The sequence below is a fragment of the Rhodococcus sp. NPDC004095 genome (assembly GCF_053604015.1).
Genome location: NZ_JBSGGS010000018.1, coordinates 59,678 through 73,375 on the forward strand (window position 1 = coordinate 59,678; position 13,698 = coordinate 73,375).

11 protein-coding genes are annotated in these 13,698 nt (G+C 65.3%); 10 read left to right on the forward strand and 1 reads right to left on the reverse strand.

Annotated elements, in window-relative coordinates:
- Positions 1-354 precede the first annotated feature (354 nt).
- Positions 355-1,383, forward strand: coding sequence for a TetR/AcrR family transcriptional regulator (locus tag ACWEPG_RS25510; protein ID WP_452595632.1), 1,029 nt, complete (start codon positions 355-357; stop codon positions 1,381-1,383).
- A gap of 78 nt (positions 1,384-1,461) precedes the next feature.
- On the opposite strand, the gene ACWEPG_RS25515 is transcribed toward ACWEPG_RS25510, so the two are convergent.
- On the reverse strand, positions 1,462-2,532 hold the full coding sequence (locus tag ACWEPG_RS25515) for a Zn-dependent alcohol dehydrogenase (protein WP_452595633.1): 1,071 nt from the start codon (positions 2,530-2,532) through the stop codon (positions 1,462-1,464).
- A 447-nt stretch (positions 2,533-2,979) separates the two neighbouring features.
- Here ACWEPG_RS25515 and ACWEPG_RS25520 point away from each other — a divergent pair, with 447 nt between their 5' ends.
- From ACWEPG_RS25520 to ACWEPG_RS25560, 9 genes are all read left to right on the forward strand, one after another.
- Positions 2,980-4,101 carry a Rieske 2Fe-2S domain-containing protein gene (locus ACWEPG_RS25520; RefSeq protein WP_452595634.1) on the forward strand — a complete coding sequence of 374 codons (1,122 nt, stop codon included), beginning with the start codon at positions 2,980-2,982 and terminating at the stop codon, positions 4,099-4,101.
- A gap of 2 nt (positions 4,102-4,103) precedes the next feature.
- A complete protein-coding gene (locus ACWEPG_RS25525) occupies positions 4,104-5,255 on the forward strand; it encodes an acyl-CoA dehydrogenase family protein (RefSeq protein WP_452595635.1) in 1,152 nt (383 codons plus the stop codon).
- Between the two features lie 8 nt (positions 5,256-5,263).
- Positions 5,264-6,340, forward strand: coding sequence for an acyl-CoA dehydrogenase family protein (locus tag ACWEPG_RS25530; RefSeq protein ID WP_452595636.1), 1,077 nt, complete (start codon positions 5,264-5,266; stop codon positions 6,338-6,340).
- Positions 6,341-6,342: 2 nt separating this feature from the next.
- Positions 6,343-7,146, forward strand: a complete 804-nt coding sequence (locus ACWEPG_RS25535) for an enoyl-CoA hydratase (RefSeq protein ID WP_452595637.1) — start codon at positions 6,343-6,345, stop codon at positions 7,144-7,146.
- Positions 7,143-8,714 (forward strand): class I adenylate-forming enzyme family protein, encoded by a 1,572-nt coding sequence (locus ACWEPG_RS25540; RefSeq protein WP_452595638.1) that lies wholly within the window; start codon positions 7,143-7,145, stop codon positions 8,712-8,714. Before ACWEPG_RS25535 ends, ACWEPG_RS25540 begins: the two co-directional genes overlap by 4 nt.
- Positions 8,715-8,824: 110 nt before the next feature.
- Entirely contained in the window at positions 8,825-10,726 is a 1,902-nt protein-coding gene (locus tag ACWEPG_RS25545; protein ID WP_452595639.1) for a flavin-containing monooxygenase, read from the forward strand.
- A 67-nt stretch (positions 10,727-10,793) separates the two neighbouring features.
- The gene (locus ACWEPG_RS25550; protein ID WP_452595660.1) at positions 10,794-11,798 is read left to right on the forward strand and encodes a 2Fe-2S iron-sulfur cluster-binding protein; all 1,005 of its coding nucleotides are present in this window, start codon (positions 10,794-10,796) and stop codon (positions 11,796-11,798) included.
- Positions 11,799-11,858: 60 nt separating this feature from the next.
- Complete coding sequence (locus tag ACWEPG_RS25555) at positions 11,859-12,614, forward strand: SDR family NAD(P)-dependent oxidoreductase (protein WP_452595640.1); 756 nt, start codon at positions 11,859-11,861, stop codon at positions 12,612-12,614.
- 124 nt (positions 12,615-12,738) lie between these two features.
- The gene (locus tag ACWEPG_RS25560) at positions 12,739-13,680 is read left to right on the forward strand and encodes a TIGR03619 family F420-dependent LLM class oxidoreductase (protein ID WP_452595641.1); all 942 of its coding nucleotides are present in this window, start codon (positions 12,739-12,741) and stop codon (positions 13,678-13,680) included.
- Positions 13,681-13,698: the final 18 nt, after the last annotated feature.

Genomic DNA, 13,698 nt, shown 5'->3' on the forward strand with positions numbered 1-13,698 from the left:
CGAGTGGAAACTCGATGCTGACGTCGAGCACGGGTCCCTCATTCACTCCTGCACCGGCGATACCCTCGACAAATGCGCAGAAGCTGTTATACGTGAATGTGTTTCACGGACTCGACCGGCAGGCGGGTAGGCCGCGGAGGTCCGATGTAGTCGATTGAGCGACCCGCGGTCGTGTTCACGGATCACCCTGACGGCGTGCAGTGACTGCCGTCACAGTAGCCAGTGGCTACGATGGCGTCAATAAGTGTGGGTGAGTTCGCGTCGTCACCACGGTTGAACGGATGTGAATCGAAGCAGTACTCGGCCGCTCTCCGCCGATTTCGGCGCCTGTGATGGTGGTAGTGTTCGCGCGATATGGAAGCCCTCCGCGACCTCACCGAACGCCATGACGACGTCTGGACCACCCCACAGGCGGCCGAGTTCCTCGATATCAGTCGTCAGGCGATCAACAAGCGTGTCCAGAGCAGGAAGATGCTGGGCTATCCGGGCGACGGAGTGACTCTGTTCCCGGTGTGGCAGTTCGACCTGGAGAAGCGCCGGGTCCGTCGGGAGGTCCCCGAGTTTCTCGCGGCGTTCGACGAGGATATCGAACCGTACGCCATCGCCCGGTGGTCGATTGCAAAAATCGACGAGTCCGATCGGACGCCGGCCGAACTGTTGTTGTCTCCCGACACCCAGGAGGATGCGCTCCGATTGGCCGGTGCCTGCACGGCCGGCTCGATCGAAGAATGTGTCGCACCGGCGACCGAATCCGGTGTGAAGCGCACGGGTAAAGAGGTCGCCGAGTGGACACCGTCTCGGGCAGGATCGACAGGCGCGCAGCATGCCATTCTCCTCGCCGCTGCGGATCTCTTCGCGCGCAAGGGCCCGGCGAAAGTGACGTTACGGGAGATCGCCGCCGCGGCGAATGTTTCCTACGGACTGATCTATCGGTTCTATCGAACAAAAGAGAACCTGTTGGTAGCGGTGATGGAATTGCTCGTCACCTATGGCGGCGAGCGTCTGTCGGGTGAGGAAGACGCTTATGCCGCGATCGAGAACTCGTTCGGCGCCGATATCGACGCGGGTCAGTTCGGCCGGATGCTCACGTGGTCGGTGTTCGAGGGAACCCGACCGGATCGTCTGCTCGGGGGGGTCCGTTCGCGAGGTTATCGTTCCCAGATCGATGCATTGTGGGAGAACCCGGTTGAGCCCCCAGTGCGGGCCGAGTTCGATTCGCGAGTGCTGGCATCCCTGATCGCCCTCGTGGGCGCGGTGTGGGATCTATACGAGCCGTATCTCACCGTGCTCGGCGACTATCCGGACCGCAGTCGAGAAGATGTCCGGCAGGAGGTCGCCGACATGCTCAAGGTCCTGATCTACGCGACACGGCCGAACGGATAACCGGCATAGTGGAGAAGCAGAAACATGCGGAGGGCCCGGTAGGGCCCTCCGCATGTTCATCGGCGGGGGAAGTCGATGTCAGGACGGCATCAGCAGGACTCCGCGGTCGAGCTTTCCGTTCCGGGCGTCGTCCATGAGGGACTGGAAGTCTTCCAGCTCGTAGGTCTGGGTGACGAGTTCGTCGAGGAGGAGCCGGCCGGAGCGGTACAGGTCCAGGTACCTGGGGATGTCTGCGCCCGGTCGTGACGAGCCGTAGCGGCAGCCCAGCACGGAGCGATCCATGTAGAAAATGCTGGCCGGGACCGACAGTTTGGCCTCAGGTCCGGCGACGCCGAGCATGATCAACTGTCCGCCCCAGTCGAGCATTTCCATTGCCTGGCTCGTGATCGCCTCGCCGCCGACGCAGTCGAACACGTGATGGGCCCCGCCGCCGGTGAGTTCGCGGACGGCTGTGACGGCGTCGCCCGCGGTCGCATCGATGAAGTGGGTGGCGCCGAAGAGGCTCGTCTTCGACTCCTTGTCGGGGTTCGTGTCGATGGCGACGATCGTCGCCGCGCCTGCGACGCGTGCGGCCTGAATGACGTTGAGGCCGATGCCTCCGGCGCCGATGACGACCACCGAGTCGCCGGGGTTGACGCGGGCCCGGTTCAGCACTGCTCCGGCGCCGGTCAGCACTGCGCAGCCGATCAGGCACGCGGTCGACAGTGGAATATCCTTCGGGATCCGCACCGCCTGCCCGGCCTGGACGACGATTCGCTCGGTAAAGGTCGAGAGCGTCGCGAAGTTGTGGATCGGGGTGCCGTCGAGGTGGAACGGGGTTGCCGTCTTCCCGAACGACTCGCGGCACATCGTGGGATGTCCGGAAGTGCATGGGGCGCACTGGCCGCACGTCGCCAGCGTCGACAGCACCACGTGGTCGCCGACTGCCGGCACGGTGACGCCCTGCCCGACGGACTCGACGATGCCCGCCCCCTCGTGCCCGAGGATCACGGGGGACGGGAAGGGGATCTTTCCATTGACGACGCTCAAGTCGCTCTGGCACAGCCCACTCGCGACAATGCGGACCAGGACTTCGCCGGGGCCGGGGTCACGGACGGTGACGCCGTCAACCAGCTTGTTGTCGGTTCCGTCGAAAACAATTGCCTTCAACCTTTGACCTCGCTGTTCTGGATATCCGCCTGCCACAATGCTGCGAACGCGCAGCAATCTTGCGGCGGGAAAATGATGGGGCGATGAGGAAAACTGGGCCAGCTCAATGGCATCCGTCCCTATGTGGCGATGTTAGGGGCGGTGAGTTCCACCGTCAAGCACCGGCTCGATTGAGTCGAACCGCCCGTGAAACACCCTCGGTGCATCCCGGAGGCGGGCCCGAGGCAGGTTGATCGCCAGGGGTACGAGGAGCGATCGGCGGCTCCGTCAACAGCCTGTGAACTGCGACGATGATCGGACTGCACGCCTTTGTTGACGCATGCGTAGCCAATGGCTACAGTGATGGTGGTCACGGCGTGCTGCCGCAGTGATCCGTGGACGTGATCGCGGGTCGCTTCTCCAACTTCAGTGGAGCGTCGTGTCGGCGCACATCTGTCGGTGCGATCCGTGAAATCCCTTGCCGTAGAACTGCTTCTGCGCAGTTTCGAAAGTGCCGCTGTTGCAGCGGTTCAGGAGGATGAAGTGTCACCTATGGCGTTATCGATGAAGCCGACGGGGTGGTTTCAAGTCGGTTGGTCTGCCGAACTCGAAGCCGGCGACGTCAAACCCCTGCGGTACTTCGGTCAAGACCTGGTCGCCTACCGCACCGAACGTGGCCGCCTGGTGGTTCTGAACGCATACTGTGAGCACCTCGGCGCCCACCTGGGGCACGGCGGCTCGGTGGCCGGTGACGACATCGCGTGCCCGTTCCACGGCTGGCAGTGGAGTCCGGAAGGCCGCAACACCTGCATTCCGTATCAGAAGGCGACGAATCGCGTACGCAAGATCGGTACCTGGCCCACCGTCGAGCGCGACGGAATCATGTACATCTGGCACGACGTCAACGGCGGAGATCCGCTCTACGACGTGCCCAGCATCTTCGACATGTTTCCCGGTTCCGGTTCGGCGAACGACTATCACGAACTGGGGGAGTGTGGTCGCCTCGAGACTGCCGAGCTGCCGATCCATCCGCAGTACGCCGCCGAGAACGGCGTCGACTTCGCGCATTTCAAGTACGTCCACCGCGCTGACGAGATCCCGACCGTTGTCAGCCGCGAGTTCGGTGAGTACGACTTCAAGACCGAGCTGGCTCTGAACTTCAAGCGCCGCGGCGTCGACGGTGGGTTCGCGACCGTAGCGGGCCGCACGAAGGCCTTGCTCCTGGGCCTGGGGCTGGGCTTCTCGTACGCCGACGGCGTCGGGGCCATCTGCTCGCTGACAGCGGTGACACCCGTCGACGACGAGCGCTCGATCCTGCGGTTCTCCACGTGGGCAAGCAAGGAAGACGGCGAGGACGACGATCGAGTGATCAAGCGGCAGCGCAACGCAATCCGACAAGTTCAAGCTGACATCGCAATCTGGGAGCACCAGCGCTACACCGAGCCGCCCGGCCTGGCGACTGCCGAAGCCGCAGGCTTCCGCGACATCCGAAAGTGGGCTCGTCGCTTCTACCCCGAAGGTGACCTCGGCCACGGCGCTGCCGAGCAGACCGCAGGCACCGATGAACTACAGGCGGAAAACGCACGATGAGAATGGCACTGACGCAAGAACACGAGGCCTGGCGGGCCGAGGTCCGAGAGTTCCTCGACACCGAGCTGCCGAAGGAGAACGCCTTCAACCCGGAATTCGACGACGCCCCGGATCAGTGGGCGATCGCCGTCGAGTTCAGCAAGACCCTCGCCGCCAAGGGATGGATCGGACTGACCTGGCCGAAGGAGTACGGCGGCAAGGGGTTGTCCCCGATCGCGAATCAGATCCTCCTGGAAGAGCTGTACGCCGCCGACGCACCACTGATCAACTCGGTCGGCATCTTCCTCGCCGCGGGCACCATCCTGGTGGGCGGATCCGAGGAGCAGAAGAAGCGGCTGCTTCCCGAGATCGCCTCGATGCAGACGCTTTGGGCCGAAGGCCTCACCGAGCCCGAAGCCGGGTCGGACCTCGGCAGCCTGCAGACGAAGGCCGTGCGTGAAGGCGACGGCTGGGTCATCACGGGTCAGAAGGCGTTTACATCGTGGGGACCGATGTCCGACGTGCTGTTCGTCGCGGCCCGCACCTCGACGGACGACACCGCACGCGATGCGATCAGCATCTTCGTGGTCGATCTGAAGGAACCGGGCGTCACCCTGCACCCGATGCGCAACTACGGCGGCGGCGTGCAGTCGAGTACATACCTGGACAAGGTGCGTGTGCCGGCGGACGCACTGATCGGCGAAGAGGGCAAGGGCTGGCAGTACATCATGCGCGCCTTCTACGCCTCGGGAACCGTCGAGCCGATCTATGCGATGCAGGAGAGCCGGCTGCGTGACTTGCTCACTCACTGCAAGGCGATCCCCGGCAAGCTGGACGATCCGCACGTGCAGGCGGATCTCGCGAAGCTCGCCGAAATGATCCACACCCAGCGACTTCTCGCCTACGAGATCATCGGCGACAACGCCGCAGGTCGGCAGACGCCATGGGCAGGCGGGGCGCAGCAGGTCATCGCCAAGGAGTACGAGCCGGTCTTCGCTCAGATCTTTGACCGCGTCCTCGGGCCGACGAGCCAACTGCGCAGCGAGTCGGCCGATGCGCCGATCAACGGAAAGCCCGAGGCGTGGTACCGCCAGTCGTTCGCGAACCATGCCGGAGGAACGTCCCAGCTCAAGCGGATGGTGCTTGCGACCCGGGGCCTCGGCCTGCCGCGATAGGAGAGATCATGGAACTGGCATGGGGCGAAGACTTCGCAGCCCTCACAGATGTAAGCAAGTCGGTCTTCGCGCGCTACTCGCCGCTTGAGGACCGTTCGAACACAGTCGCGTTCGCCGATCAGGTGAGCCAGTTCGCTGAACTTGGCTGGCTGCAGCTCGGCGACGCGAATGGAACCGATGAGGACGGAGCCGGCCTCGGAACAATCGCGGCGGTCTTCGTCGAGATGGGCCGGGCACTGGCCGAGACGCCGCTGCTGGACCTCACCGTCGCGCGTGACGCCGCGACGCTGGTCGACACCGCGGCCGCCACGGAGTTGGCGTCCCGTATCGGTGACGGCGAAGCCGTCGTCATCCCGGCCTTCCTCACCGAGAACTGGGGATCATCGGTCGCTGTCAACGGAGGATCGGCGAGCGGTCGGGTGCTGGGAGTCGGCTACGCGGACCAGGCGGACAGCTTCCTGGTGCACGCCGTCGACGCAGGCGAAAGCCTTCTTCTGCACGTCGACGCGGCTGACGTGAACGTCGAGCCGATGCCGAACGTCGGCGGATACCCGATGTTCAGCGTGACGCTGGCCGACGTCACCGTCGTCGAGGAGCGGACCCTCGCTCGCGGCGCCGCCGCAGTCCGGGCGATCGACCGTGCGTCCCAGCGCAGCTCCGTGCTGCGGGCTGCGCAGGTGTACGGCGCCGGCATGCGCCTGCTCGACATGACCGTGCTGTACGCCAAGCAGCGCCATCAGTTCGGCGGTGCCATCGGACGCTTCCAGGCGGTCCAGTACCTGTGCACCGACATCGCCGTGAACGCACACGTCACGTCAGCGCATGCCCGAGCTGCGGCAGCCGCGCTGGACGCAGGCGATGATGGCCGACCGTACGTCGACCTGATGCGCAATCAGGCGGCACTCACCGCCCGCGAGATGGTCCACTGCGCGCACGAGGTCCACGCGGGCATCGGCTACATGGTCGAGTCCAACGTCCACCTGTTCACCAATGCTGCCAAGCGCTGGCAGTACGACTTCGGCGACGCCACCGAGAACAATGGCTCGATCGTCTCGGCGATCGCACGAATCTACGAGGGAGCGTGACCATGTCGCTGATCGACTACAACGTCGCGGATGCAGTCGCCGTCATCACTCTGAACCGCCCGGAGAAGCACAACGCCCAGAACGAGCCGATGCTGGAGGCGCTCGACGCCGCGTGGCGCGCCGCGGCGACAGACGACGCCGTCAAGGTCATCGTCGTCCGGGCCAACGGAGACAACTTCTCTGCCGGACACGATCTGAAATCGAAGACCTCCGGATACGAGCCCGTCGGCAAGAGCCTGCTGGAGAGCGCGTACGGATGGGAGACCGAGTACTACCTCGGCTTCTCGCGCCGGTGGCGCGACGTGCCCAAGCCGTCCATCGCCTCGGTCAAGGGTGCATGCATCGCGGGCGCACTGAACGTCATCTGGCCGTGCGACCTCATCGTCGCCGCCGACACCACCTTCTTCAGCGATCCGGTCGCCAAGTACGGGATCGGCGGAGTCGAGTATCACGCGCACACCTGGGAACTCGGCGCCCGCCGGGCGAAGGAGATGCTCTTCACCGCGCGCAGCTTCTCGGCGGAGGAGGCGTTCGCGGCAGGCATGGTCAACCGTGTCGTGCCGGTCGACAAACTCGACGCCCAGACGATGGATCTTGCCCGCGAGATCGCCCAGATGGACGCCTGGGCCCTGCGGCAGGGCAAGCGCGCGGTGAATCAGACGCTTGACATCATGGGTCAGCAGGCCGCGCTCCAGTCTGCGTTCGACATGCACTGGCTCGGTCACGCGAATTCGATGCTGACCACAGGCTACCCGCTGCTCACCGCGGATCCGCTGCCGGCGGAATCGAAGAAGGACCGGACGTGAACGCGCCCAATCGGATCAGCGACGTCACGTCGATCTGGGCCCTGCTCGCCCGCCGCGTCGAGGCGACCCCCGACGCTGTCGCGCTGATCGACGAGAACGATCGGCGCGAGACGTTCGCCAGTGTGCTCGCAGCCGCTGAGCGCACCGCGGCCGGCCTGATCGCCAAGGGCATCGAGCCGGGCGCCGTCGTCAGCTGGCAGCTCCCCACCAGCATCGACGCCGTCATTCTGAGCCTGGCCCTGTCGAGGATCGGTGCCGTGCAGAACCCGATCATTCCGCTCTACCGCGGGCGTGAGGTCACGGCCATGGTGGAGCAGTGCGCGTCGCAGTGGCTCATCACGGTCGGTGAGTTCCGCGGATACGATCACGGTCGCATGGCCGAGGAGGTCCGCGCCGCGGTGTCCGCGCCGCTTCAGGTCATGGTGCTCGCCGACAGGCTGCCCGAGGGCGATCCGGCCGCACTGGCTCCGGTCGAGTCCGGTGCGGACGAGATCCGTTGGATCTACACGACATCCGGAACCACGTCGGCTCCGAAGGGTGTCTGCCACACCGACAGCACGCTCGTCGCAGGCGGGCTCGGGATGGCCGACGCCCTTGAGGTGACGGGTGCCGACACCGGAACGATCTTCTTCCCGTACGCGCATATCGGCGGACCCGACATGCTGATCGCCTCGCTGTCGAGCGGCATGGCGTTGGTCCTGATGGGGGTGTACGAACCCGTGGCTGCGGTCCGGCTGATGTGTCAGCACGGCGTCACGCTCACCGGCGGATCGACCCCGCACTACTCCCTCCTCCTCCAGCAGCAACGGAAGAGGCCGGGCGTCCCGGTGGTGCCGACCCTGCGGATGCTCGCCGGCGGCGGCGCTCCGATGCCGGAGAAGCTGTTCCACGAGGTCTTCACCGAAATCGGTGTACCGATCCTGCACGGGTACGGGATGACGGAGTCGCCGATGATCGCGTCGGCCCGTCCGGCCGACACGATCGACCAGCTCGCGGCGACGTCCGGACGTCCGGTCCTGAACTGCGAGATCCAGATCCGGTCCGAGACCGACGAGGCGCTCCCCGTCGGTGGCACCGGCCGTGTGTGGTTGCGCGGTCCGATCCTGTTCAAGCACTACATCTCCGACGGCACCATCGTCCGTCCCTTCGACGCCGACGGCTGGTTCTTCACCGGCGACATCGGCAAGCTCGGGCGGGAAGGGCACCTCACGCTCGTCGGTCGTGAGAAGGACCTCATCATCCGGAAGGGCGAATCGATCAGCCCGTCCGAGATCGAAGACGTTCTGGGCAAGCACCCCGCGATCGAGGACGTCGCGGTGATCGGGCTCCCGGACGACGTTCGCGGGGAACGGATCTGCGCTGTGGTGCAGCTGGCCGACCAGGGACAGAACGTCGAGCTCGACGAACTGAGGGACTACTGCCGAGTGTCGGGCATCTCTCCCGCGAAGTTCCCCGAGCAGCTCGAGTTCGTCACGGAGCTGCCGAAGACCCCCACCATGAAGATCCGCAAGCAGAACTTGCGTGAGCGCATTCTCGACCGTCAGGTCGCCGCACACACCGGTGCCTGACATCAGTCTGCCCGCAGTCGTAGGCAGCGCAGACGATCCGTCCCCGAACTCGAAGTGACGCCCATGCGTTCATGCCCAGGGCATGTACAGGAGTGAGAATGAAGCCCCAAATGCCAGACCGTAAGTTTGTGGAGCGCGCGGTCGCCGACGCCGATGTGAACGTCCTGCGAATGGCTCTGTTCCAGGCAACCCGCGATCCCGACATCGCCGCAGTGCACGCCGAGCGTGTCGCGGGCCCAGTGGCGGACACCGTGGTGTTCTCCGATGACGACACCGATCTGATCAGGTCGAAGGCCGTCGAGTACCTGATGTCCGGCGAGCTTGCCGATGATGATCAGACGCCGTCGACCGATGAGATCACCGATCTCATCCTCATGGCGGAGGCCCGGCACCTGGCTTCCGAAGATCTGCTCATGCGCCGCCAGATCCTGTCGTTCCCCGAGTGGCCCTTCCAACGGGAGCGGACGGGGAAGAAGTCTGTCCCCGCCGACTACTCGGTCGCGATCATCGGAGCCGGATTCTCCGGGATCGCCATGGGAGTTCAGCTTGCCCGACTCGACATTCCGTTCACCATCTACGAGCGGCGCTCGGAGATCGGCGGAGTGTGGAGCATCAACACCTATCCCGACGTCCGCGTCGACACGCTCAGTGCGTCGTACGAGTACTCCTTCGAGAAGAAGTACCCGTGGACGGAGTACTTCGCGCGCCAGTCCGAGGTACGCGCGTACCTCGACCACGTCGCGCGCAAGCACGGCGTGTACGAGCACATCGTCTTCGACGCGGATGTGACGTCCGCGCGGTTCGACGACGTCGCGAAAACGTGGACCCTGACGGTGGCGGAGGCGGAGCAATCGCCGACCACCGTCGTGGCCAACGTCGTCGTGGCCGCGAGCGGAATCTTCGCGACCCCGCGCGAACTGCCCGTCGAGGGCGCAGTGGAGTTCGCCGGTCAGATCGTGCACACCACGGAGTGGAACGACTCGATCGACTACGCCGGGAAGAACGTCGCCATCATCGGCAACGGCTCGACCGGTGTCCAGTTGCTGTCGAAGGTTGCGAATGCGGCGGCGTCGGTAACGGTCTATCAGCGGACCCCGCAGTGGATCTCGCCGCGCGCGAAGTACGGCGAAGCCATCTCCGACGAGCTGCAGTGGCTCTTTCAGGCGATGCCGTTCTACTGGAACTGGAACAAGTACATCGCCGGCTTCGCATCGAACGACCTTCGAGAGCTCCTCATCGCGGACGAGCAGTGGATCGCCGATGGCGGCGACGTGAACAAGCGCAACGACGCGATGCGGGAGATGCTGCTCGGGTATATCCGCAGCCAGGTGAACGACCGCGAGGACCTGATCGAGAAGCTGGTCCCGGACTACCCCCCGATGACCCGGCGTCCCGTGGTCGACAATCAGTGGTACGCGTCGCTCACCAGGGACAACGTCGAATTGGTGACGACACCCATCGAGCGCCTCACCCCCCTCGCCGTGCAGACCTCCGACGGCGCCGTGCGCGACGCCGACCTGATCATCGCTGCAGTCGGTTTTCAGACGGAGAAGTTCCTGTGGCCGACCGAGTACGTCGGTGCGGACGGGGCGAGTCTGGAGGAGGTGTGGAAGGTTCAGGGCGCACAGGCTCATCTCGGGATGACCGTGCCGGGCTTCCCTAACCTGTTCATGCTCTACGGTCCCAACTCCCAGCCGGTCGCGAGTGGTGCAGGGCTGCCGATCTGGCTGGAGACCTGGTGCGGGTACATCGCCGAGGGGATTCTGGCGATGCTCGACAACGGGTACGCGTCGATGGAAATCCGGCGTGAGGCGTTCGACCACTACAACGAACAGCTGCACAAGGAGGCATGTCGGCTGATCTACCTCTCGCAGACGAGCGCGACGCGGAAGAACTACTACGTCAACAAATGGGGTCGTCTGCAGGTCAGCGCTCCGTGGGACGGCGAGGAGTACTTCGCGATGTGCGTGCATCCTCGGCTGAGCGATTTCGACTTCGCGAGTGTGGAGTAGGAACCTCGTGCAGCCGACGGAGACCGCTGGCCGCGAGTCGTCGAGCCGGGGGCACCTACTCGAGGTGATGGCGGTGATCGACGAGACGCCGGACACCCGGTCGATCGTCCTTCGGCCGACGGAGGCAGACCGGCCGACGTTCGCGTACCGACCCGGACAGTTCCTGACCATCCGGATTTCGAGTGCCCTGACCGGTCACGTCGCACGGTCGTACTCGCTCTCGAGCACGCCGTCGCTCGACGAGGATCTCAAGATCACCGTGAAGCGGGTCTCGTCCGGGTACGGGTCGAACTGGCTGTGCGACAACGTGAAGGCCGGCCTGTCGATGGCCGTCCTGCCTCCCGCCGGCCGGTTCACACCGTCAGGCTACGGGAGCGACCTGCTGCTCTTCGCGGCAGGCAGCGGGATCACACCGGTCATGTCGATTCTGAAAGCCGCACTGGTGCACGGGATCGCGCGGGTCGCCCTGTTCTACGCGAACCGCGATCCGGATTCGGTCATCTTCGCTCGCGAACTCGATGATCTGCAGGCCGAGCATCGCGCCCGGCTCACCGTGATCCACTGGTTCGACAACGTGGACGGCGTTCCGACCGTCGAGCGTCTCGCCGAGCTGATCGCCGTCGATGCCTCGCGCGAGGTGTTCGTGTGCGGTCCGGGCCCGTTCATGGACGCCGTGAGCGCCGCGGTCGAATCGACCGGAGTGCCGCGTGAGCGGTTCCACCGGGAGGTGTTCTCCTCGATCACGGGCGACCCGTTCGCGGCGGCCCCCGCACCGGTGGACACGCCGGGGACGACCGCATCCGGGGTCGACACGACCGTCCGTCTCGATGGTCGCACGCACAGCTTCGGCTGGTCGGCCGACGTCACGTTGGTAGACGCACTGCTGGCGAAGAACATCGAGGTTCCGTACTCGTGCAGGTCGGGCGAATGCGGGTCGTGCGTCTGCCGCGTGACGCGGGGGTCGGTCACCACCGACGGCAGCGAGGTCCTCGCGCCCGAAGACGTCGCGGAGGGGTACGTGCTCGGATGCCAGTCCCGGCCGGACGAAGGTCCGATTGAAATTGAGTTCTAACCGCAGTACTCGGTCCGAGTTGTCGTGCGACCGTCGCACGCGCTGAAGGAGGTTTGCCAGATGGGCAATCGAATGCAGGACAAGGTCGTCATCGTCACCGGCGCAGCGTCGGGGCTGGGTAAGGCCACCGTCGAGCTGATGGTCGCAGAAGGCGCCACCGTCGTCGCCGCCGACGTCAACGCCGAGGCCGGAGCCGCAGTCGCCGCTGCGGTGGGTGCGGAGTTCGTGCAAACCGACGTCGCCGACCCGGCTTCCGTCGACCGGCTGGTGAACGGCACCGTCGAGCGCCATGGACGGCTCGACGTGATGTGCAACAACGCGGGTGTCTTCGGTGGCAGCCAGCTGATCGAGGCGCCCGACGAGGAAGTGGAACGCATGGTCGGCGTCAACCTGTTGGGTGCGTTTTACGGGACCCGTGCCGCAGGCAAGGTCATGGTCGAGCAGGGCTCGGGCGCTATCGTGAACACCGCGTCCAACGGCGGTTCGCTGCCGACCGAAGGCATGGCGTTCTACAGCGGAACGAAGGCTGCGGTCATCGGGATGTCGAAGGCGTGCGCGATCGAGCTGGCGCCCAAGGGTGTTCGCGTCAACACCCTGTCGCCGGGCACGATGCTGTCCGGAATGGTCCCGCCGGACCCCGAGTTCATCAAGACGCTCCACGGGATCCAGCCGATCGGTTACGCCGCAAACCCGGCGCAGATGGCGACCGGCATCCTGTACCTCGCATCCGACGAGGCGAACTACGTGACCGGCCACGACCTGGTCGTGGACGGCGGCGCCACGGCCGGCCGGCCCGCGATCAAGGGCGCGAAGTAGAGGCAATCCGCATTCGCGTGGTGAGCGAGGCGTTCACGCGCTCGCTCACCACGCGGACACGGCGTTCCGTGGTCGTGACGACCCGCTGGCCGTGTCGCAGAAGTGAGGGACCGGAGCCACGGGCATGAAGTTCACCCTGGAGTATCCGAGCGACGTCCCTGACGCGCATCCAAGCGTGTTCACAGGAGCGGCGCTCGCGCAGATCAGCCGTCGCGCGGAGATCAGCGGGTTCGAGGCAGTGTGCCTCGCAGACCATCCCGCGCCATCGGCGAAGTGGTACCGCAACGGTGGCCACGACACTTTCGAGCCTGTCGTGGCGCTCGCGTTCGCCGCGGCCGCGACGACGTCATTGAAGCTCATGACGAACCTGCTCATCCTTCCCTTCCGGAACCCTTATCTGGCGACGAAAGAGCTCACCACTCTCGACACGCTCTCGGGAGGCCGGCTCATCGCGGGAGTCGGTGCCGGTTATCTACGGTCGGAGTTCGCGGCCCTGGGTGTCGACTTCGCCAGACGGTCCGAGTTGTTCGACGAGGCGATCGGTGCGATGTGCAGCATCTGGCGTGACCCGTCGACTCCGTGCGTCGGCGCCGATTTCGCGGCGACCGGCGAGATGCACTTGCAGCGCCCGGCTCAGAGCCCTCATCCTCCGGTGTGGATCGGTGGCAACAGTGCGGCGGCGCGACGTCGCGTGACCCGGTTCGGTAGCGGATGGTGTCCGGTCATCGCCGACCCCGGAATGTCCGACGCGATCAGGACTCCGGCGATCGACGGCGTCGAGGCATTCGGAGCCGCCGTCGACGCACTCGGCGACCGGCTCGAGCGAGCTGGCAGAAGCCTGTCGGAGATCGACATTCAGGTCGAGGCTCCCGCCGTCGACCTCGACGACGCCGCGTCGGTGGCACGGTGGCATCGCGACGTCGACCGGCTGCGAGAGGCAGGAGCCACGTCACTGTGTGTGCACCCGGATGCGAGATCGTTGGCAGCCGCCGAGGAGTTCGTTGACGGATACCGTCAACTCATAGCTCGAACGGGCGCGCTCGAAGTTCCGAATGGTCTGGCCTGACGATGAAGGAGAAGTGAA

Excerpts from the sequence above, each read along its gene's own strand:
- ACWEPG_RS25535 (WP_452595637.1), top strand. The coding sequence starts at position 6,343 with ATGTCGCTGATCGACTACAACGTCGCGGATGCAGTCGCCGTCATCACT.
- ACWEPG_RS25545 (WP_452595639.1), top strand. The coding sequence starts at position 8,825 with ATGCCAGACCGTAAGTTTGTGGAGCGCGCGGTCGCCGACGCCGATGTG.
- ACWEPG_RS25525 (WP_452595635.1), top strand. The coding sequence starts at position 4,104 with ATGGCACTGACGCAAGAACACGAGGCCTGGCGGGCCGAGGTCCGAGAG.
- ACWEPG_RS25555 (WP_452595640.1), top strand. The coding sequence starts at position 11,859 with ATGGGCAATCGAATGCAGGACAAGGTCGTCATCGTCACCGGCGCAGCG.
- ACWEPG_RS25530 (WP_452595636.1), top strand. The coding sequence starts at position 5,264 with ATGGAACTGGCATGGGGCGAAGACTTCGCAGCCCTCACAGATGTAAGC.
- ACWEPG_RS25550 (WP_452595660.1), top strand. The coding sequence starts at position 10,794 with ATGGCGGTGATCGACGAGACGCCGGACACCCGGTCGATCGTCCTTCGG.
- ACWEPG_RS25560 (WP_452595641.1), top strand. The coding sequence starts at position 12,739 with ATGAAGTTCACCCTGGAGTATCCGAGCGACGTCCCTGACGCGCATCCA.
- ACWEPG_RS25510 (WP_452595632.1), top strand. The coding sequence starts at position 355 with ATGGAAGCCCTCCGCGACCTCACCGAACGCCATGACGACGTCTGGACC.